The organism is Vreelandella sulfidaeris (assembly GCF_042429665.1).
Lineage (GTDB): Bacteria > Pseudomonadota > Gammaproteobacteria > Pseudomonadales > Halomonadaceae > Vreelandella.
The window spans coordinates 85,470-106,235 of sequence record NZ_JBHMAC010000010.1; the positions used below are offsets into that span (position 1 = coordinate 85,470).

Consider the following 20,766-nt stretch of genomic DNA (forward strand, 5'->3'; position numbering starts at 1 on the left):
AGAGTGGGCCTGATACAGAATATCTTAGCGGTGATCGTGGTGCTGGGCCTATTGGTGACGTTCCATGAGTTTGGCCACTTTTGGGTGGCGAGACGCTGTGGCGTCAAAGTACTGCGATTTTCGGTGGGGTTTGGCAAACCGCTCTGGTCGCGTTTTGACCGTCATGGTACCGAGTACGCCATAGCGGCTATTCCCTTGGGCGGCTATGTCAAAATGCTCGATGAGCGTGAAGCGCCAGTGCCTCATGACCAGTTAGCGCAGGCCTTTAACCGCAAAAGCGTGTGGCAGCGCATCGCGATTGTGGCGGCCGGGCCTATCGCCAACTTCTTGCTCGCCATCGTTGCCTATTGGGCGCTGTTTGTGGCTGGCACAACGGTCGTGTCACCGATGGTCGGCAGCGTGGCGTCTGATTCACCTGCCGCTGAAGCAGGGCTTGCCAATGGCGATGAAATTGTTGCCATTCAAGGCGACGCGATGCGCTCATGGGAAGATGTTAACCTGAAGCTGGTCTCGATGATTGGCTTCAGTGGTGAGTTGGCTATTGACGCGCGGTCTGGTAACGCGACCGATGCCCAGCGCTATGGGTTATCCGTTTCCGATTATTTAGTTCGCCAGGATCCACCACAGCCGCTGCAGTCACTAGGTATCACACCTTGGCAGCCTGAGTTTCCGGCTATTTTAGGCCAGGTGGTGAGCGGTGAAGCCGCGGAGCAAGCGGGGCTTCAAGCAGGCGATAGAATGGTGGCAATTAACGGCGAACCCGTCGATGATTGGATGCACTTCGTCAATATCGTACGCGGTAACCCTGGGGAGACGCTGCAGCTCACTTACGCTCGAAACGGCGAACAGCGTAGCGTTGCGTTAATTCCGGCGCGTAATGAATTGGATACCGGCGTTGAGATTGGCTATATCGGCGCTGGCGCCGAGCAGGTTGGGTGGCCGTCCGAGTTTCAACGAGAAATCCGTTATGGTCCCATCGACGCATTTGGCCAGGCGCTTTCGCGTACCGGCGAGATGACGCTGCTCACCGTTGATGCGATCCGGAAAATGTTGGTGGGGCTTATTTCGCCTTCCAACCTATCGGGCCCCATCACCATTGCACAGGTGTCGGGCGATTCAGCGCGAGCGGGGATGGAAGCCTTTATCGGGTTTCTAGCGTATCTTTCTATCAGCCTCGGGGTGCTTAACTTACTTCCTATCCCCGTGCTCGATGGTGGTCATTTGCTTTATTATTTTATGGAGGTCGTGCGTGGACGGCCGGTCTCGGAAAAAACTCAAGCGGTAGGATTGCGCATTGGGCTTGCCATGGTTGGCACCCTGATGTTAATGGCCCTCTATTTTGATCTGATGCGCCTGTGGTAATGACGCGTGTAGCGCGCAGGATGCCTTGGCATCTGCCTGCACAAATGTATATGGTGCCTTTCTTAAATGATCGGCAGACCAACGCGAGCGATTTGACTGCATGAAAATGAAGACCCTTGGAATGGCAGCACTCTTGCTGGCGGGTGCCAGCGGCGCCCAAGCACAATCCTTTGACGTTTCAGACATTCGAGTGGAAGGACTCCAGCGGGTATCCGCCGCATCGGTCTTTAATGCATTCCCTGTGAGTGCCAATGAGCGCGTCAGCGAAGAGCAATTGGCCGCCGCGGCGCGTGACTTGTTTGCCACAGGATTGTTTGACGATGTTTCCCTGGCCCGCGAAGGCGATGTGCTGGTGATTCAGGTTGTCGAACGCCCGACCATCGCACGGCTGCAAATCAGTGGTAACGACCAGATCTCCGAAGAGGATCTGCGTAAAGGTTTACGTGAGTCAGGCCTCTCTGAAGGGCAGGTACTGGAGCTCTCCACGCTTGAAGAGATCCAGCGCGAACTGGAAGGGGTTTATCAGTCTCAAGGTCGTTATAGTGCCAGCATCGATACGGAGGTGAACGAGATCGATGAGGGGCGGGTTCAGGTTAATATCGATATCAACGAAGGCGAAGTTGCCAAGATTCGCCAGATTAATATCGTGGGCAACGAGGCGTTTGATGATGAAACGCTGCGGGACGTGTTTGAGCTAAATGATCGTCCAGGTCGCTTTTTTGGCTGGTTCTCGAGCGACGAGTATTCCCGTGAAGCGCTATCGGGCGATATCGAGCGTCTACGCACGTTCTACTTGGATCGTGGTTACGTCAACTTCGATGTTACCTCGACACAGGTATCGATTGGCCCGGACAAATCCGAGATATTTATCACCCTCAACGTCGCTGAAGGCAATCAGTATCGTGTCGGTGATATCCGCTTTGCCGGTGATCTTCAGATTAGCGAAAGCGAAGCCCGCCAGTTGCTTACCGTGCAGGAGGGTGAGATTTTTTCACGTGGTGATGTGAATGCTTCTACGGAAGCACTAAGCCAGCGTTTGGGTGCCGAAGGCTTCGCGTTTGCAGACATTCAGGGCGTGCCTGAAATGTCCGATGACGGCGAAACAGTCGATTTGGTGATTGTGATCAATCCCGGTGAACGGGCTTACGTGCGGCGTATCGAGTTCTTCGGTAACACCACCACTCAGGATGAGGTGTTACGACGTGAAATGATTCAGTTGGAAGGCGCCCCCGCCTCGACTGACGCGATTACCCAGTCGCGCCAGCGTCTTGAACGGCTTGGCTTCTTCAGCCAAGTCGAGGTCAATACCCAGCCTGTTCCCGGCGAGCCTAACTTGCTGGATGTTACCTATAACGTGGAAGAGCAGCCCTCAGGCTCGGTCTCCGCAAGCGTTGGCTTTTCTCAAAGTGCCGGGGTAATTTACGGTGTCGGCCTTTCGCAGAATAACTTTCTTGGCACGGGTAATCGCGTCAACGTAGGCGCTCAGCGCAGCGATACGTTCACCAGCGTGAATTTCGGTTTCACCGATCCTTACTGGACGCTGGACGGAATTTCTCGCGGTTACAATGTGTTTTATCGCGAAACCGACTATGCCGATTCGGACATTTCGACATACTCGACGGATGCGTACGGCGCGGGTATCAACTTCGGTTATCCAGTCAGCGAGCTATCGCGGCTTAACTTTGGTGCCAGCGTTGAAGATCTGACGGTGAAAACCTATAACGATACGGCCTCTGAAATTCGCCGTTACGTTCAAGACGAAGGTGGCGATGCGCAGAGCTTGAAACTGACCGCCAGCTGGACACGTAATAACCTCAACCGCGGCATTATGCCGACGGACGGCAGCTATCAGCGTGTGTCACTGGAAACCGGTGTGCCCGGCAGCGATGCGGAGTATTACAAGCTCCGCGCACGCGCACAGCAGCTTTTCCCCATCACCGATAACGACGCCTGGGCCTTGAAATTTACCGGTAACGTAGGCTATGCCGACACGTTAGGCGGCAATGATCCCTTCCCGTTTTATGAAAACTTCTATGCCGGCGGCCTGGGCTCGGTACGCGGTTACACGTCTAATACGCTAGGCCAACGTACGACACCCGCCACCGAAGGTGGTCGTGATCGTACCCTGGGCGGTAATGTGTCAATCGAAGGTAGTGCTGAGATCATTTTCCCGCTGCCCTTTATTGAGGATCAGCGTTCTCTGCAAACATCACTGTTTTTGGACGGCGGTAATACCTTCCTGAGCTCCTGCTACGATGTTCTTGCAGAAGATGCAAATCGCCAGCGGTGTAGCTCTGGTGTTGATTTAGGCAATTTGCGCTACAGCGCGGGTATTGGTCTTTCCTGGCTTACACCGGTTGGTCCGTTGACGTTTAGCGTTGCTAAGCCATTAAATGATGAGAGCGGTGACGATACCCAGGTCTTCCAGTTCTCATTAGGACAATCGTTCTAAGCGACCAGCGTACTAACTTTGCTAGAATGCGCGCCAAGGCGGCGCGCACTAGCGTGACCTAAGGAGATAACAAGATGCGTAAACTGACAGCAGTCGTATGTCTGTTGGGCGCGATGATCTTGCCTGCTCACGCCGCAGAAGTCGCGGTGTTGGACTGGCGAGCAGCATTGATGAATACCCAATCTGCGCAGGCGTCATTTAGCACCTTGGAAGGTCAAATTGGCGCTCAACAGCGTGAAGCCCAGGCCCTGGGGGGTGAGTTGCAGCAGCTACAGGAGCGCTTGCAGCGAGAAGGCGAAACAATGGCACAATCCGAGCGTGAGTCGCTGATCGGCGAGTTACAGCAAAAAGGCCGTCGGTTTGAACAGCTACGCCAGGAAGTGCTACAGGCCCAGCAGCGCTCAGAGCAGCAGTTTCTAGAAGGCGCTGAGCCGAAGCTTGAGCAGGCCGTTGCCCAAGTGTTGGAGCGTCACGATATCGACGTGTTGGTCGAACCCCAAGGGGTACTGCACTCGGGTGTTGATCTGCCTAATGTGACCGACGAGGTCACGCAGATTTTTGATACCTTGGACTAAATTTCAACGATGATTGGTGTGGCTTAGCCACACCAAAGCTTCCCTGGGCTCTCATGACGTACGCTTCTCATCACCTTACCCTCGCGGACATCGCTCGCCATTTAGGGATTGCCGTTAGCGGCAATGCGCAGCAACCGATACGTGGCTTGGCGACGCTCAAAGACGCGCAGCCGGATCAGGTCGCCTTCCTAGCCAACCGCGCTTATTTAAAAGATTTGGCAACGACCAACGCAGCAGCGGTGCTACTGCATCCTGAGCATGGCAAACACTGCCCTGTGGCGCGTCTGGAAATCGATAATCCTTATCTGGGCTACGCCAAACTATCGCAGCTGTTTGATCCGTTGCCCGCACGTGATGTGGTCGGCATTCACCCCTCGGCGGTCGTGGCCGATGACGTACAGCTAGGCGCCGATGTGGCTATTCAAGCGCACGCGGTGATTGAAGCAGGCGTGGTGCTAGGTGATCGCGTGGTGATCGGCGCTGGCAGTGTGGTGGGGGCTGACTGCCATATTGGCGACGAAACGCGTTTGCATGCCAATGTCACTCTGTGTCATGGCGTGGTGATTGGCAAACGGGGTATCTTGCAAAGCGGTTGTGTGATCGGCGGTGATGGCTTCGGCTTTGCTCACGATGGCGCTGGCTGGCATAAAATAGCCCAGTTGGGCGGCGTGGTACTCGGCGATGACGTTGAAGTCGGCAGCTGCTCTAGTATTGACCGTGGAGCGTTGGGTGATACGGTGATTGGCGATGACGTTAAAATAGACAGTCAGGTGCAAATTGCCCATAACGTCATCATTGGCGACCATAGCGCACTGGCAGGCTGTGTCGGTATTGCCGGCTCTACCAAAGTGGGCAAGCATTGCATGCTGGGCGGCGGCGTCGGTTTATCCGGTCACTTAACTCTTTGTGATGGTGTTCAGGTAACCGGAATGAGTTTGGTCACCAACTCGATTCATGAGCCGGGGGTGTACTCTTCCGGCACGGGGGCCATGGCCAACACTCAATGGCGCAAAAATGCAGTGCGTTTTAAACAGCTTGATGACATCGCTAAGCGATTGTCCAGGTTGGAAAAAAAGCAGCGTGATTGATTAAGGCTGAATGATTTTTCACTATTGCTGACTTGAGGCGAGAGAGCAGCAGGGTATAATCCACAGCCATTTTGCCAGTCGGAGTACTGGTCTTTACCTGAGAGTCATCAGGTGTATGTCATTTTAGAGGTCGCTACGATGGTTATGGATATCAATGAAATTCGCGAATACTTGCCTCACCGGTATCCCTTTTTACTGGTGGATCGAGTAACGCAGTTAACCACCGGCGAATCCATCGTTGCGTACAAGAACGTTAGTATCAATGAGCCATTCTTCAATGGCCACTTTCCGCATCATCCGATTATGCCCGGCGTGCTGGTGATTGAAGCGCTGGCCCAGGTGTGCGGTATCCTAGGATTTAAAACGGTTAATAAACGTCCTGCCGATGGCTACGTTTACTATCTGGTCGGCAGTGATAATGTGCGCTTCAAGCGACCGGTGATGCCGGGTGACAAGCTCACCCTGGAAGCCAACGTTATTAAAGGTAAAAGAGGCATCTGGAAGTTTGCCTGCCGAGCAACGGTGGATGGTGAGCTGGCCTGCGAAGCGGAAATTATTTGTGCCGAGAGGAAGGTTGCTTGATACATCCTACTGCACTGGTCGACCCCACGGCGCACCTGGCCGATGACGTTGAGGTTGGCCCTTTTAGTATCATCGGTCCCGATGTGTCTATCGGCGCCGGCTCGGTCATTGGCCCCCATGTCGTGGTGAAAGGTCCCACGACGTTGGGCGAACGCACGCGTATTTTCCAGTTTGCCTCGGTAGGTGAAGACTGCCAGGATAAAAAATACGCAGGTGAACCGACACGGCTGGTCATGGGCGATGATAACGTCATTCGTGAAGGCGCCACGCTACATCGCGGTACTGTCCAGGATCGCAGTGAAACCACGATTGGTTCCCGTAACCTCTTCATGGCCTATGTCCACGTGGGCCACGACTGCGTGATTGGTAATGATTGTATCTTGGCCAATCAGGTCACCTTGGCGGGTCACGTCACCGTTGGCGATCATGCCATTTTGGGCGGCTTGTCAGCGGTGCATCAGTTCTGTCATTTTGGCGATCACGCCATGGCTGGCGGTGGGTCGATCATTACCAAAGATACGCCTGCCTACATGATGATCAATGGCAACCCCGCCGAAGCTCGGGGGCTCAATCTGGTGGGCTTGAAGCGCCGTGGTTTTAGTCGTGAAGCGATTAGTGCTTTAACGGCTGCCTACAAGATGGTCTACCGTCAGGGCCTGACCACTGAACAGGCGTTGGTCGAAATGCGTAGCCGTTTCGACTTGCCTGAAATTGAGTATTTTGCTGCCTCTATTGAGCGTTCAACACGCGGCATTACCCGCTAACGCCATGCGAAAACGCTTATGAGCTTGAAGCGCGTCTACCTCGTGGCCGGAGAGCTTTCTGGCGATATCCTTGGTGCTGGGCTGATGCGTGAACTCAGCGCACGTCACCCCGAGGTCGAGTTTCGTGGTATCGGTGGTCCGCGTATGCAGGCGGCGGGTATGCAAAGCCGCTTCCCACTGGAAACGTTGGCGGTAATGGGGTTGGTTGAAGTGCTGAAGCACCTGCCAGCGCTGATCAAGGTGCGGCGTACTCTGAAAGCCGAAGCCTTGGCTTGGCAGCCGGATATCATGCTGGGAATCGATGCTCCCGACTTCAATTTGGGGCTTGAACGTCAGCTCCGCGAAGCCGGTATCACCACCGCCCATTATGTGAGCCCTTCCGTCTGGGCCTGGCGCCAGGGGCGCGTAAAAGGGATCGCCAAATCGGTAGATGGCATGCTCACCCTGTTGCCCTTTGAAGCTGAGTTCTACCGCGACCATCGAGTGCCTGTTGCGTTTGTAGGCCACCCATTAGCGGACGAACTGCCGCTTGAAAATGATCGGTTAGGGACACGCCAGGCGCTGGGGCTGGAACCTGACAGCCAAGTGTTAGCACTGTTGCCCGGTTCCCGGGCGAATGAAATTCGTTTTCTGGGTGATACATTTTGTGCCGCCGCCGAACAACTCTGTCAACGGCACCCTGCGCTGCAGGTCGTTATTCCTGCCGCTACGGCTGATCGCCATCGAGAAATCAGCGCACTGTTAGCGCATTATCCGCAGTTGGCCAAGCGCTGCCTGCTGCTGAATGAACAGGCCCGCGAGGCCATGATAGCCAGTGACGTTGTATTGCTGGCGTCAGGGACGGCCGCGCTGGAGGCAATGCTGTGCCACCGTAGCATGCTGGTCGCCTATAAAATGGCTCCGGCTACCCATTGGCTGGCAAAGCGGCTGGTGAAAACCCAGTGGGTATCACTGCCTAACCTGATTGCCCAGGAAACGCTGGTGCCAGAGCTTATTCAAGAGGCCGCTTCGCCAGAGGCGATTGCTGACCAGCTCGGCGCGATGCTGGCGGACGACGCTAGCCGGCGCGAGTTGGAGGCGCGCTTCGCAACGCTACATATTACGCTGCAGCGCGACGCTAGCCGACGTGCTGCCGAGGCGATTAGTCTGTTGGCTGCCGGTCAAACGCTGGAGAATGTGCATGACGATTAACAGCGGATCGATGGCACATTGGTCGATGGAACACTGGTCAATTGAGCACAAAGATTTTCCGCCGATCGAGCTTGCCTACAGCGGTGAGCGGTTGGCGGGGGTGGATGAAGTAGGGCGCGGGCCCCTGGTGGGCAGCGTGGTCGCTGCTGCGGTGATTCTTGACCCAGCCAAACCTATTGAGGGGCTGACCGACTCCAAAAAGTTGACCGCGCGCAGGCGTGAAGCACTCGATAGTCAGATCCGCGAGCGGGCCTTAACGTTTGCTGTAGCGCAAGCTGATGCTGGCGAAGTGGATACCTTGAATATTTACCACGCCACTCATTTGGCCATGCGCCGGGCGATTGATGCGCTGGCTCCCGCCGCTGAATATCTACTCGTTGATGGTAACCGGTTACCCGGCCATCAATTACCCGGCCAGGCGGTGGTCAAGGGCGATGCTCGCCACGCGGCCATTGCTGCCGCGTCGATTTTGGCAAAAGTCGCTCGGGATGCCCAAATGGTAGCGCTGGATTTGCGCTATCCTGAGTATGGCTTTGCACGTCATAAAGGCTATCCCACCAAAGAGCATCTTGCTGCCTTGGCGGCGCATGGCCCATTGCCAGAGCATCGGCGTAGTTTTGCCCCCGTTCAGCGTCAGCTATCAACGATCAACAGGCTCTAGCGCTGTTTTAAGTCCGTGCCTTTTTTGCTGAGAATGTTATGAATATGTTGAGAGTGTCATGACGATACCGTTTGTTCATCTGCGTGTGCACAGTGAATACTCCCTGGTCGACGGCTTGGTTAAGCTCAAGTCATTGGTAAGCACCACCGCTGAGCGGGCGATGCCTGCGCTGGCATTGACCGATGAGACCAACCTGTTCGGTCTGGTGAAGTTTTATAAGGCCGCCCAAGGGGCAGGGTTAAAGCCGATTATCGGTAGCGATGTATGGCTACAGAACCCTCACGACGAGACCCACCCTTACCGGCTAACGCTGCTGGCGATGAACAATGTCGGTTATCGCAACCTAACCGAGCTGATCTCGAAAGGCTGGACGCACGGCCAGCGCCAAGGGCGTGCCATTCTCGAAAAGCAGTGGGTGCTTGAACAAAGCGAGGGCTTGATCGTGCTCTCCGGCGCACGCGAGGGCGAGATTGGCCGTCACCTCCTGGCTGACCACGAACAAGACGCCCGCGTGCTGCTCGACGAGTGGCAAGCGGCGTTTCCTGATCGCTTTTATTTAGAGTTGGTGCGCACTGGACGCTCGTTGGAAGAGGCTTGCGTTCATGCCAGCGTCAAGCTCGCCATTGAAACCGGCACCCCGGTGGTCGCGACCAACGATGTTCGCTTTCTAGAGCGAGATGATTTTTGGGCCCATGAAACCCGCGTGGCGATTGGCGAAGGCAAGGCGCTGGACGATCCGCGCCGCGAGCGGCGTTATACTGAAGAGCAGTACCTGAAAAGTCCTGACGAGATGGCGGCGCTATTCTCGGACATTCCCGAGGCGCTGGAAAACAGCGTGATGATCGCTGAGCGTTGCAGTGTAGACGTGCGCTTGGGTGAGATTTTCCTGCCCGAATTTGAGATACCCGAGGGCATGACTCAGGATGAGTTTTTCCGCAAGGTATCCCACGATGGGTTAACGGATCGACTCAATTTCCTTTTTCCCGTTGAACGCTACCCCCGCGATAGCGAGGAGTATCAAGCGATCGACCAGCGCTACCGCGACCGGTTGGAGTTTGAGCTTAACGTTATTATTCAGATGGGGTTTCCTGGCTACTTCCTGATCGTAATGGACTTTATCCAGTGGGCCAAGGATAACAACGTGCCGGTAGGTCCTGGGCGCGGCTCGGGTGCAGGCTCGCTGGTGGCCTACGCGCAAAAGATCACCGACTTGGACCCGATTGGCTACGATCTGCTGTTTGAGCGCTTTTTGAATCCAGAGCGTGTCTCCATGCCCGACTTTGACGTCGACTTCTGTATGGAAAAACGCGACAAAGTGATCGAGTACGTCGCCGAGCGCTACGGACGCAACGCGGTTTCCCAGATCGTTACTTTTGGCACCATGGCGGCCAAGGCCGTGGTGCGCGATGTGGCGCGTGCTCAGGGGCGCCCCTATTCACTGGGTGACAAGCTCTCAAAGCTGATTCCTTTTGAAGTCGGCATGACCTTGGCGAAGGCCATTGAGCAGGAGCCAGCGCTCAAGGAGTTTATCGCCAACGACGAAGAAGCCGAAGAAATCTGGGAGATGGCGCTCAAGCTGGAGGGCACCACCCGAGGCACCGGTAAGCACGCGGGCGGCGTGGTGATTGCCCCCACCAAACTGAGCGATTTCTCACCATTGCTATGCGATGAAGATGGCTCTGGTTTAGTGGTTCAGTTCGATAAAAACGATATCGAAGAGGCGGGGCTGGTCAAGTTCGACTTTCTGGGCCTGCGGACGCTGACCATTATCGACTGGGCGTTGGAAATGGTCGATAAGGTGCGCAGCGTCAACGGCCAGGAATCGCTCAATATAGACAGCATCCCGTTGGACGACGCGCCGACCTTTGAGATGCTCAAACGCGCCGAAACCACCGCGGTGTTCCAGCTTGAATCCCGCGGCATGAAGGAGCTGATCAAACGCCTGCTGCCCGACTCGCTGGACGATATGATCGCTCTGGTGGCGCTGTTCCGCCCCGGCCCGCTGCAGTCGGGCATGGTCGATGACTTCATCAACCGTAAGCACGGCCGGGCTGAAGTCTCTTATCCACACCCGGATTATCAGCATGAGCTGTTGAAGCCAGTGCTGGCGCCTACCTACGGCATTATTCTTTACCAAGAGCAGGTCATGCAGATCGCTCAGGTCATGGCGGGCTACAGCCTCGGTCAGGCCGATATGCTGCGCCGCGCGATGGGTAAGAAAAAGCCTGAAGAGATGGCCAAACAGCGCGACGGCTTTATGGAAGGTTGCGCCGCCAACGGTATCGATAAAGATCTGGCCGGTAACATCTTTGACCTGGTGGAGAAATTCGCCGGTTACGGTTTTAACAAATCGCACTCGGCCGCCTACGCCCTGGTGTCTTACCAAACTGCCTGGCTGAAAGCCCACTATCCGGGGCCCTTTATGGCCGCGGTCATGTCCACGGAAATGGACAACCTGGATAAAGTGGTCCCGCTGATTGAGGAGTGTCGTAACCTCAAACTTACCGTGACCCCGCCCGATGTCAACGTAGGCGGCTATAAGTTTACCGTCGATACCGATGCGCGGGTGGTTTATGGCCTTGGCGCTATTCGAGGCGTGGGTGAAGGTCCGATTGGCGCTATCGTCGAGGCTCGCCAGGCTGACGGCCCGTTCAAGGATATCTTTGATTTTTGTCGGCGTATCGACCCCAAGCGCATGAATAAGCGTACGCTGGAAGCGCTCATTCGCTCCGGTGCATTGGATACGCTGGGTCCCAATCGTGCGGTGCTGTTTGCCGCTATGGAAGATGCCCTAAAAGCCGCCGCACAAAATCATACCAACCAGAATCTGGGCATGCTGGACATGTTCGGCGACGCGTTTGCTGAACCCGAAGAGGGTGACAGCCAGGTCTACAGTGAATACCTCAGCGCCCGGGAGTGGACCGATCGTGAGCGCCTGTCTGGAGAGAAAGACACCCTGGGGCTTTACCTGACCGGTCACCCCATTGATGAGTATGAGCGAGAGTTGAAGCGCTTTGTCTCTACCCGGATCAGTGATCTAAAGCCCTCGCGTGATCCTCAGCGAGTGGCGGGCTTGGTCGTGGGTGTGCGCACCATGAAATCCAAACGCGGCGACACCATGGCATTTATCACCCTGGATGACCGTACCGGGCGTATTGAGGCCTCGCTGTTTGGCGAGCTGTTCGAGCAGTTGCGCGGGCAGATTGAGTCCGATCAGGTGTTGATTGTGGAAGGTGAAGTCTCCAGCGATGAATTTTCCGGCGGTTTACGCCTGCGCGGCAAAGACGTCACGCCCATGGTGACGGCGCGTATTCGCTATGGCCAAGCCGTAGAGCTTGCCCTTGATGCTGAGCAGATTAATGGCCGGCTGATCGAAACGCTACGCGATAGCCTTACGCCGTATCGCGACGATGCTGGCCTCCCTGTACGCCTGCAGTATCGCCACCCGGCCGCCGTCGCGTGGCTGGAACTTGCCGAGGAGTGGAAAGTCGCGCCTAGTGATGACCTGCTGCTGGCGCTAAGGGATGTTCAGGGCCAGGCGGGGGTCCAGCTACGCTATCGTTAAAGAGCTATCGTTAAAGAGCTATCGCTAAAGGGCACTCACCGACCTTGCACGGCAGGGTCAGGGTGCGATAATGCTCTTTATTACTTATTTATTTTGATCAAGCGTCTTTTTGACAGGCAGCTTACAGGCAGAGCCGATGAATCCTAATTACCTCGATTTTGAACAGCCCATTGCTGAACTTCAGGCAAAAATTGAAGAGCTGCGTTTAGTCAGCTCCGATAGCCAGGTGAACCTCTCGGATGAGATTTCTCGGCTGGAAGAAAAAAGCCGTAAGCTGACGGAATCGATCTTCAAGGATTTGACCCCCTGGCAGGTGTCACAGCTATCGCGCCATCCCCAGCGGCCTTATACGCTGGACTATCTTGAGCACATTTTTACAGATTTTGACGAGCTTCATGGTGATCGAAACTTTGCTGACGATGCCGCGCTAGTGGGTGGCATTGCGCGGCTAAACGATTCGCCGGTGATGGTGATTGGCCATCAGAAAGGTCGCGATGTAAAAGAAAAAGTGCGCCGTAACTTCGGCATGCCGCGCCCTGAAGGCTACCGCAAGGCGTGTCGACTGATGGAAATGGCTGAGCGGTTCAAAATGCCGATTTTGACCTTTATCGATACTCCCGGTGCCTATCCGGGGATTGACGCTGAAGAGCGTGGTCAGTCTGAAGCGATTGCCTACAATCTGGCCGTTATGTCGCGCCTGAAAACGCCGATTATTTCCACCGTCGTAGGCGAAGGTGGTTCTGGTGGGGCGCTGGCCATTGGCGTCTGCGATGAGCTGCAAATGCTGCAGTACTCCACCTATTCGGTGATTTCTCCGGAAGGCTGCGCCTCGATCCTGTGGAAGAGCGCGAGCAAAGCGTCTGATGCCGCCCAAGCCATGGGGATTACCGCGGAACGCCTAAAAGAACTGGGCTTTGTCGATTCGTTGATTAAAGAGCCACTGGGTGGCTCGCATCGTCACCCCATCAGCACCGCTGAGCGGGTCAAAGAGGCTCTTACAGCGAGCCTGGAACGTTTGCAGGCGATGGATACAGACGCGCTGCTAGAGCGTCGCTATAAACGCTTAATGAGCTATGGCGCCCCCACCGCTTAACACCCTGAAAGGCCTGCTCGATAACGCCCTGGCGGAGGTTCCGCCAGGGCGTACTATTTGGGTGGCGCTGTCGGGGGGATTAGACTCCTGCTTACTGCTCGCATTAGCCGCCGCACTCGCCGAGCCAGCGGGGCGCTCGCTACGGGCGATCCATGTTAACCACGGTCTGCAGGCAGCGGCGGAGTCGTTTGAAGCGCACTCGCGGGCGCTTTGTGAACGTTTGAATGTCCCTTTAACCGTCACTAAGGTGGCGGTAAAAACATCCGGGAAAGGTATCGAGGGAGCGGCTCGCGACGCCCGTTATAAGGCGTTTTTCGAGACGATTCCGGACGGCGATGCACTATGGCTGGCGCAGCATCAGACCGATCAGGCCGAGACGTTTCTGCTTGCGGCGCTGCGTGGTAGCGGCGTGCGTGGATTGGCGGGGATGCCTTATCGGCGCCAATCCCAGGGAGTCACACTGATGCGCCCATGGTTGTTCATTGCCAGGGCCGAGCTGGAGACGGCGGCTCGCGTGCTTGACCTGTCGTGGTGCGAAGACCCTACCAATAGCGACATTGCGCTTGATCGTAACCGCCTGCGTCATCAAGTGCTAGCCACGCTGCGCGAGCGTTGGCCCGCAGCGGACGCAGCACTGGCAAGCAGTGCCGCCCATGCCGGCGAAGCCGATACGCTATTGACGGAGTACGCGGAAGCCGAACTACTCACGCTGCTAGGCGAAAATCATACGCTCGGCGCCACGGCGCTAAGCGAACGCTCCCGCCCGCGACAGCGGCTGCTGATACGTACGTTTTGCCACCAGCATGGACTGCCGACGCCACCGCAAAAGCGCTTAGAAAGCGTGCTTGAGCAGCTAACCGCTAAGCCGGATGCAGAGGTGTGCATTGAGTGGCCGGGGGCCCAAGCGCGCCTGTGGCGTCAGCGGCTCTATCTGTTGAAACCGTATGAGCCGTTGCCTGAGTGGGCGGTTGATTGGAATGGGCAAACAGCGCTGAAGACGCCGCTTGGGCCGCTAGGCTGGCAAGTGGCCGCCTCTCAACAGAGCGTTTCAGCGCGGTCTCAACCATTGCGGGTGACCTGGCGACAGGGCGGGGAGGTCATCCACTTGCCCGGCCGTGGGCGGCGCGATGTAAAGCGCTTGTTGCAGGAGGCCGATGTTCCCCCTTGGGAACGTGAGCGGCTAGTGGTGATCATGCAGGCAGATAGCTGCATTGGAGTGATTTCACCTCCCGCCACGCTGCTATGGCAGGCGGCGGGTGTCGTGTTTACTCGTCTGACTTCGTCTGCTTGATCAAGAGCTTAAAACCAGCCGCCTCCATAAACGTTTGCTCCTGCTCCAGATCGGTGCTGAGCAGGGTAGGCTCATCACTCTCGGGCAGCGTAATCGTCATGCTATCGCTGTCGGCGCTTAGGCTGGGTAGCGCTGGCGCGCTTTCAGGGCGAGAGTGGTTAAGTAGCACTGCCAAGCGCAGTAGCCGCGCAAGTTTCTGGGCTACCGCTTGCTGCGCATCGGGCAGCGCCTGCCACTCTTTTAACGGGAATTTGCGCCGATGGGCACGCACTAAAAACGCCAGTAGACGTTGCTCCGGGCGCGAAAAACCTGCCAAGTCGGAGTGCTCCAGCAGATAGGCACCATGGCGGTGAAACTGGCTATGAGAAATCGCCAAGCCGATTTCATGGACGTGGCTTGCCCACTGTAAATAGCGCGCTTTATCCTGAGGTAGCGACCAGTCATGGCGCACCTGATTAAATAAGCGTTCAGCGGTGTCGGCGATATTGAGTCCCTGGCGGGTGTCCACGTCGTAGGTGCGCTTCAGTGACTCCAGGCTTTTCGAGCGCGAGTCCTCGGCACTATTGCGCCCGGCCATGTCGTAGAGAACGCCTTCGCGTAGGGCGCCATCGGCAAAGCGCATCTGAGTTAAATCAAAGGCTTCAAATATAGCCCCAAGAATGGCAATGCCTGCCGGAAATACTTTGGCGCGGTCGGCTTTGAGACCCTCCAGCTCTACTTTATCCAGCTGTTTGCACTTTAATAGTCGTTCGCGCAACTTCTTCAATCCGCCGCGCGTGATAACGCCCTCATGCGGCGTATCGCCATAGGCAAAAAGGACGCTCGCTGCGGCTTTAATCGTGCCGCTTGAGCCTACCGGGTCATCCCAGCCCAGGCGCTGATAGGGCCGTTGGATATTGGCAAGCTCTGAGAGGGCGGCTAGCTCAGCGCGGCGCATGCGTTTTTCGTTTAGCTCGCCGTCAGGGAAGAAGCGCCGTGAAAAGGTAACGCAGCCCATGCGCAGACTTTCCAGCGCCTTCGGCTCAAAGGCTTCACCAATGATAAATTCGGTCGAACCACCGCCGATATCGACAATTAATCGACGACCATTTTCTGCCAGCGCATGAGCGGCGCCTAAGTAAATCAGTCGTGCTTCCTCACGGCCGGCAATAATTTCGATGGCGTGACCCAATTGGGCCTCGGCACGCTCGATAAACGTTTGACTGTTATGGGCATCGCGCAGCGCGTTGGTGCCGACGATACGTAAGTTGGTATTGGTAATGTCGCTTAAAAACGGCGCGAAGCGCCCCAAACAATCCAGCGCACGCTGCATGGCGGCTTCGCTGAGCAGGCCGTCGTCGTCTAATCCAGCGGCGAGCTGGACTTTTTCACCCAGACGGGCCACCACCTGCAGACGTTCATGCTGATAGTTGGCGACGAGTAAGTGAAAGCTGTTGGAACCCATGTCGATAGCGGCTAAGCGCTGGGGCTCACCGCTCTCTTCCTCAGCGGTAATAGCGGAAATTGGGGGCGAAACGTCCTTGGGCATGTGCTTTCCTTCGTGTTGGCTATGCCAAGGTTGCGGCGACCTTTACTCATTGTCAATTGCAGGCGTTCTATAAGGCTTGCGTTTGTCGCGGCGCTTGACTAACATCGAGCTACTGGCCTGATTTGACCTGGTTAGTTCGCGTGTTCACAAGCGCGTCGTTGTTAGATTGTTTATTATTTAGATAAATTATCTTGCATGCGCCGCTCAAGTACGGCACCTTGGTCGCCCCAGACGTTATTATTCGTTTAGCCTGTTAGCGTCAGCCAGAACTCCAAGTCGTCAGATTGCCCACTGGTTCAGCCGTTCTCCTGCATGAGCCAGATTAAGCAAGTGTTAGCACCCTCGAGTTGAGTCTTAATGATGGCAAGCAATAGCGTTGTTAGTTAAGTTCAACCTTGTCCCTTTCATCTTCGAGCGCGTGCCTTTACCGGGATCTGAACGCATCACACGGCGTCACTTTCACGCCTCCTGTCTTACTCCCGGCGCTTGGCGCCCAGCTTCCATGAGCAACTTTCTAACACACCGATGAATCTCACTGAACTCAAGCAAAAAACCGTTCCCGAGCTCCTCGATATCGCCCGTGAAATGGGAATCGATAACTTGGCCCGTTCGCGCAAACAGGACATCATTTTCGCCATCCTCAAGAAACACGCCAAAAGTGGCGAGGATATCTACGGCGACGGTGTGCTGGAAATTCTTCAGGATGGCTTTGGCTTCCTGCGCAGCGCTGACAGCTCTTATCTCGCCGGTCCAGACGACATTTACATTTCGCCGTCGCAGATCCGCCGGTTCAATTTACGTAAAGGCGACTCCATTTCAGGCAAGATCCGCCCGCCGAAGGAGGGGGAGCGTTACTTCGCCCTGCTGAAGGTCAGTCAAATCAACTTTGACCGTCCGGAGAATGCCAAGCATAAGATCCTGTTTGAAAACTTGACGCCCCTGTTTCCAGACGATCGTATGCGCATGGAGATCGGCAACGGCTCCACCGAAGACCTGACCGCGCGGATCATTGATTTAACCTCGCCGATTGGTAAAGGACAGCGTGGTTTGCTGGTGTCGCCGCCCAAGGCGGGTAAGACGCTGATGCTGCAAAACATCGCGACTTCCATTACCCGCAACAACCCAGAGTGTCATTTGATCGTATTGTTGATCGATGAACGCCCTGAGGAAGTGACCGAAATGTCACGCACCGTGCGCGGTGAAGTGGTTGCATCGACCTTTGATGAACCGCCAGCACGTCACGTTCAGGTGGCCGAGATGGTCATCGAGAAAGCCAAGCGTCTGGTTGAGCACAAAAAAGACGTGGTCATTCTGCTCGACTCGATTACCCGCTTGGCGCGCGCTTACAACACCGTCGTGCCTAGCTCCGGCAAAGTGTTGACGGGTGGTGTTGATGCCCACGCGCTCGAGAAGCCCAAGCGTTTCTTTGGTGCGGCGCGTAACATCGAAGAGGGCGGCAGCCTGACGATTATCGCTACGGCGCTGGTCGATACGGGCTCCAAAATGGATGAAGTCATCTTCGAAGAGTTCAAGGGTACCGGTAATATGGAAGCCCACCTGGACCGCAAGCTGGCGGAGCGTCGTGTATTCCCGGCGATCAATATTCGCCGCAGTGGTACCCGTCGTGAGGATCTCCTGGCCTCAGAAGATGAAATGCAGCGCATGTGGATTCTGCGCAAGCTGCTCAACCCGATGGAAGACACCGCAGCCACTGAGTTCTTGATTGATCGTCTGAAAGACACCAAGACCAATCTAGAATTCTTTGAAGCGATGAAACGCCGCTAGCTTGTCGTAAAACGCCGCAGAAACGCTAAAACGCCGCTATGGTTATCCAGCGGCGAATTTGCCAGCCAGGGAGCGCGCCTTGAAGTACAAAGATTTACGCGAGTTCATCACGGCGCTTGAAGCGCAAGGTGAACTCAAGCGTATCCACGTCGAAGTCGACCCTTACCTGGAAATTACCGAAATTTGCGACCGCACCCTGCGTGCGGGCGGCCCGGCGTTACTGTTTGAAAACGTCAAAGGGCACGACATGCCACTGCTGGGTAACCTGTTTGGCACCCCAAAGCGGGTGGCATTGGGCATGGGCCAGGACTCGGTTGAAGCACTGAGAGAAGTTGGCAAGCTGCTGGCGTTTCTTAAAGAGCCTGATCCACCGAAGGGCTTGAAAGACGCGTGGGACAAGCTGCCGATCTTCAAGCAAGTACTCAGTATGGGGCCAAAAAACATTAAGTATGCCCCCGTACAGGAGGTGGTGTACGAAGGTGATGAGGTTGATCTGGGCCTGCTGCCGATCCAGCACTGCTGGCCTGGCGACGCGGGCCCCTTGGTTACCTGGCCATTGGTGATTACCAAAGGCCCCCATAAAAAACGCCAGAACCTGGGGATTTACCGCCAACAGAAGATCGGTAAAAACCGCCTGATCATGCGTTGGTTATCGCATCGCGGGGGGGCATTGGACTTTCAGGAGTTTCAACAAGCCCACCCTGGCGAGCCGTTCCCCGTTGCGGTTGCTTTAGGTGCTGATCCAGCAACCATTTTGGGTGCCGTAACGCCCGTACCGGATAGCCTCTCTGAGTATGCCTTTGCAGGGCTTTTGCGCGGTTCGCGCACCGAGCTTGTGAAGTGTGGCCACGCTGACATTGATGTACCGGCGTCCAGCGAGATCATCCTTGAAGGATTTATCTACCCCGACGACATGGCCGCAGAAGGGCCTTTTGGCGACCACACCGGTTATTACAACGAAGTCGATCATTTTCCGGTATTTACCGTTACCCGGATGACGATGCGTCGTGATGCCATCTATCATTCGACCTATACCGGGCGGCCGCCGGATGAGCCAGCGATTCTGGGCGTGGCGCTTAACGAAGTATTTGTGCCGATCCTGTGCAAGCAGTTCCCTGAAATTGTCGATTTCTACCTGCCGCCCGAAGGCTGTTCATACCGGATGGCGGTCGTCACCATGAAGAAGCAGTACCCTGGTCATGCCAAGCGCGTGATGATGGGGGTATGGAGCTTCTTGCGCCAGTTCATGTACACCAAGTTTGTGATTGTACTCGATGACGATGTAGACGCACGTAATTGGGAAGACGTGATCTGGGCGATCACCACACGCATGGACCCTGCGCGGGACACGGTGATGGTCGAGAATACCCCGATTGATTATCTCGATTTCGCCTCGCCGGTCTCAGGTCTTGGTTCCAAGATGGGGTTAGACGCCACCAATAAATGGCCGGGTGAAACCGACCGCGAATGGGGCACTCCCATCGTGATGGACGAGTCCGTTAAAACACGTGTCGATGAACGTTGGGAAACATTGGGTATTGGCCTGGAGTTGCCACCCTCTCGTCTTTGATGTGGTGACCACCGGTGTTGACCCTGTGACGAATCGCAGACCGAATTTGCAAAAAGAGGCTTTCATGAGTGCAAGGACGTTGACTTGCCAAGTCACCGAGGTTGAAAACTTAAGCGCCGATGTTTTCGGTGTCAGGCTTTTAGGCCGTGCTGAGGCTATGCAGTATGCGCCAGGGCAGTATTTAGAGCTGAAGCTAGACGAGAACACCTGGGTGCCGTTTTCGATTGCCAGTGTTGACCGTGGTGAAGGTCTCATTGAGCTACATATTCAGCACTGGCCCGAGCGGGATAGTTCTGTACGGCTACGCGAGATGCTTCAGGTCGCAAGCCAGGTGACTCTGCGCTTGCCCGGTGGCGAGAGTGTGCTGGATCTCGACAGCCAGCGGCCACTGATATTGATAGCGGCAGCCACCGGTTTCTCCCAAATGAAGGCGATCATTGAAGCGGTGCTGCACGAACAGCCTGAGCGGGAAATTTCGCTGTGGTGGGCTGCCCGTGGTCGACAAGACCTTTATTTGGAGCAGTTGGCTAGCCACTGGGCGCAAACCCATACCAATTTTTCGTTTCATGCCGTCACTGAGCTGCCGCTAGAAGAGCCGTTAGCGGTGGGCGAGCGGATTACCCATCACCATGGGCGTATTGATCAGGTACTAAAAGCCGCGGAGATGTCACCCGAAACCTGCGATGTATATATCTCTGGTTCGCCTGGAATGGTGTACGCCTGCCTGGATGTGCTCGAAGCAAAAGGGATAACGCTGGAACGCGTGTTTTCCGACGTATTTGCTTACGCGCCTCGCACACCCTAGTTTGGTAAACGAGCAGCGTAGGATCGTGCACCAATAACGGCCCGTGTTAGAGCGAGTTCGTTTTGGTGGCGCTGCTTGTCAAGGTTAAGGCTCGTAGACTTTTGGTAAGCGCCCACGCGATGGCGCTCATCGTTTATATTCCCTGACAAAAGGAGGCTAAGATGGCCCATCACGACGAAGAATTTAAAGACGATTCTGGTTTTCTGGCTATTTTTCTAGGCTTGGTGGTACTGGTTAGCATGAGCGCGTTGCCCGCGACCCTGCGTATCATCCAAGCTTTTAGTGGTTGAGTGTTGCCATTTTCACCACTTGCAGGCAGGATAAAACCATAACGCCATTAGGCACTCTTGCGGAATAAAGCCATGCACCGACTCAGCACGTCCTCTCCAGTGAAGCAACAGCCCTACATGGCTGGCGGCTCACGTGCGGGCGTGCCTGGGAATAGCGCTATGGT

16 protein-coding genes are annotated in these 20,766 nt (G+C 55.7%); 15 read left to right on the forward strand and 1 reads right to left on the reverse strand.

Features of this window, described 5'->3' with window-relative positions; all coding sequences use genetic code 11:
* Window positions 1-3: 3 nt before the first annotated feature.
* The 11 genes from rseP (at window position 4) to tilS (ending at window position 14,624) form a co-directional block, all read left to right on the forward strand.
* Window positions 4-1,362 (forward strand): RIP metalloprotease RseP, encoded by a 1,359-nt coding sequence (rseP, locus tag ACFFLD_RS05360; protein WP_386037671.1) that lies wholly within the window; start codon window positions 4-6, stop codon window positions 1,360-1,362.
* Between the two features lie 100 nt (window positions 1,363-1,462).
* On the forward strand, window positions 1,463-3,814 hold the full coding sequence (gene bamA, locus ACFFLD_RS05365) for an outer membrane protein assembly factor BamA (protein WP_386037674.1): 2,352 nt from the start codon (window positions 1,463-1,465) through the stop codon (window positions 3,812-3,814).
* Window positions 3,815-3,888: 74 nt separating this feature from the next.
* Window positions 3,889-4,389, forward strand: coding sequence for an OmpH family outer membrane protein (locus ACFFLD_RS05370; RefSeq protein WP_386037677.1), 501 nt, complete (start codon window positions 3,889-3,891; stop codon window positions 4,387-4,389).
* Window positions 4,390-4,442: 53 nt separating this feature from the next.
* The gene (gene lpxD, locus ACFFLD_RS05375) at window positions 4,443-5,477 is read left to right on the forward strand and encodes a UDP-3-O-(3-hydroxymyristoyl)glucosamine N-acyltransferase (RefSeq protein ID WP_386037680.1); all 1,035 of its coding nucleotides are present in this window, start codon (window positions 4,443-4,445) and stop codon (window positions 5,475-5,477) included.
* A 138-nt stretch (window positions 5,478-5,615) separates the two neighbouring features.
* On the forward strand, window positions 5,616-6,059 hold the full coding sequence (fabZ, locus tag ACFFLD_RS05380; protein WP_386037683.1) for a 3-hydroxyacyl-ACP dehydratase FabZ: 444 nt from the start codon (window positions 5,616-5,618) through the stop codon (window positions 6,057-6,059).
* Window positions 6,056-6,823 carry an acyl-ACP--UDP-N-acetylglucosamine O-acyltransferase gene (lpxA, locus tag ACFFLD_RS05385; protein WP_386037685.1) on the forward strand — a complete coding sequence of 256 codons (768 nt, stop codon included), beginning with the start codon at window positions 6,056-6,058 and terminating at the stop codon, window positions 6,821-6,823. The genes fabZ and lpxA overlap by 4 nt, the downstream gene beginning before the upstream one ends.
* Before the next feature lie 18 nt (window positions 6,824-6,841).
* On the forward strand, window positions 6,842-8,014 hold the full coding sequence (gene lpxB, locus ACFFLD_RS05390) for a lipid-A-disaccharide synthase (protein ID WP_386037688.1): 1,173 nt from the start codon (window positions 6,842-6,844) through the stop codon (window positions 8,012-8,014).
* A gap of 25 nt (window positions 8,015-8,039) precedes the next feature.
* Complete coding sequence (gene rnhB / locus ACFFLD_RS05395; protein WP_386040385.1) at window positions 8,040-8,675, forward strand: ribonuclease HII; 636 nt, start codon at window positions 8,040-8,042, stop codon at window positions 8,673-8,675.
* A 58-nt stretch (window positions 8,676-8,733) separates the two neighbouring features.
* Window positions 8,734-12,240: a DNA polymerase III subunit alpha gene (gene dnaE, locus ACFFLD_RS05400; RefSeq protein ID WP_386037691.1), complete on the forward strand. Its 3,507-nt coding sequence runs from the start codon at window positions 8,734-8,736 to the stop codon at window positions 12,238-12,240.
* A gap of 136 nt (window positions 12,241-12,376) precedes the next feature.
* Complete coding sequence (gene accA, locus ACFFLD_RS05405; protein ID WP_386037694.1) at window positions 12,377-13,333, forward strand: acetyl-CoA carboxylase carboxyl transferase subunit alpha; 957 nt, start codon at window positions 12,377-12,379, stop codon at window positions 13,331-13,333.
* Window positions 13,314-14,624, forward strand: coding sequence for a tRNA lysidine(34) synthetase TilS (gene tilS / locus ACFFLD_RS05410; protein ID WP_386037697.1), 1,311 nt, complete (start codon window positions 13,314-13,316; stop codon window positions 14,622-14,624). The genes accA and tilS overlap by 20 nt, the downstream gene beginning before the upstream one ends.
* Here the strand turns inward: tilS and ppx are convergent.
* Entirely contained in the window at window positions 14,599-16,152 is a 1,554-nt protein-coding gene (gene ppx, locus ACFFLD_RS05415) for an exopolyphosphatase (protein ID WP_386037699.1), read from the reverse strand. The two genes, tilS and ppx, sit on opposite strands and share 26 nt — an antisense overlap.
* 525 nt (window positions 16,153-16,677) lie before the next feature.
* On the opposite strand from ppx, the gene rho reads away from it, so the two are divergent.
* The 4 genes from rho (at window position 16,678) to ACFFLD_RS05435 (ending at window position 20,602) form a co-directional block, all read left to right on the forward strand.
* Complete coding sequence (gene rho / locus ACFFLD_RS05420) at window positions 16,678-17,937, forward strand: transcription termination factor Rho (RefSeq protein ID WP_386037702.1); 1,260 nt, start codon at window positions 16,678-16,680, stop codon at window positions 17,935-17,937.
* A gap of 79 nt (window positions 17,938-18,016) precedes the next feature.
* A complete protein-coding gene (ubiD, locus tag ACFFLD_RS05425; protein WP_386037705.1) occupies window positions 18,017-19,507 on the forward strand; it encodes a 4-hydroxy-3-polyprenylbenzoate decarboxylase in 1,491 nt (496 codons plus the stop codon).
* Between the two features lie 64 nt (window positions 19,508-19,571).
* Window positions 19,572-20,312 (forward strand): FAD-binding oxidoreductase, encoded by a 741-nt coding sequence (locus ACFFLD_RS05430; protein WP_386037708.1) that lies wholly within the window; start codon window positions 19,572-19,574, stop codon window positions 20,310-20,312.
* A 161-nt stretch (window positions 20,313-20,473) separates the two neighbouring features.
* Window positions 20,474-20,602, forward strand: coding sequence for a hypothetical protein (locus ACFFLD_RS05435; protein ID WP_386037711.1), 129 nt, complete (start codon window positions 20,474-20,476; stop codon window positions 20,600-20,602).
* Window positions 20,603-20,766 lie beyond the last annotated feature (164 nt).

Excerpts from the sequence above, each read along its gene's own strand:
- accA (WP_386037694.1), top strand. The coding sequence starts at position 12,377 with ATGAATCCTAATTACCTCGATTTTGAACAGCCCATTGCTGAACTTCAG.
- rho (WP_386037702.1), top strand. The coding sequence starts at position 16,678 with ATGAATCTCACTGAACTCAAGCAAAAAACCGTTCCCGAGCTCCTCGAT.
- ACFFLD_RS05430 (WP_386037708.1), top strand. The coding sequence starts at position 19,572 with ATGAGTGCAAGGACGTTGACTTGCCAAGTCACCGAGGTTGAAAACTTA.
- fabZ (WP_386037683.1), top strand. The coding sequence starts at position 5,616 with ATGGTTATGGATATCAATGAAATTCGCGAATACTTGCCTCACCGGTAT.
- lpxD (WP_386037680.1), top strand. The coding sequence starts at position 4,443 with ATGACGTACGCTTCTCATCACCTTACCCTCGCGGACATCGCTCGCCAT.
- rnhB (WP_386040385.1), top strand. The coding sequence starts at position 8,040 with ATGGAACACTGGTCAATTGAGCACAAAGATTTTCCGCCGATCGAGCTT.
- ACFFLD_RS05370 (WP_386037677.1), top strand. The coding sequence starts at position 3,889 with ATGCGTAAACTGACAGCAGTCGTATGTCTGTTGGGCGCGATGATCTTG.
- ACFFLD_RS05435 (WP_386037711.1), top strand. The coding sequence starts at position 20,474 with ATGGCCCATCACGACGAAGAATTTAAAGACGATTCTGGTTTTCTGGCT.
- lpxB (WP_386037688.1), top strand. The coding sequence starts at position 6,842 with ATGAGCTTGAAGCGCGTCTACCTCGTGGCCGGAGAGCTTTCTGGCGAT.
- dnaE (WP_386037691.1), top strand. The coding sequence starts at position 8,734 with ATGACGATACCGTTTGTTCATCTGCGTGTGCACAGTGAATACTCCCTG.
- ppx (WP_386037699.1), bottom strand. The coding sequence starts at position 16,152 with ATGCCCAAGGACGTTTCGCCCCCAATTTCCGCTATTACCGCTGAGGAA.
- tilS (WP_386037697.1), top strand. The coding sequence starts at position 13,314 with ATGGCGCCCCCACCGCTTAACACCCTGAAAGGCCTGCTCGATAACGCC.
- bamA (WP_386037674.1), top strand. The coding sequence starts at position 1,463 with ATGAAAATGAAGACCCTTGGAATGGCAGCACTCTTGCTGGCGGGTGCC.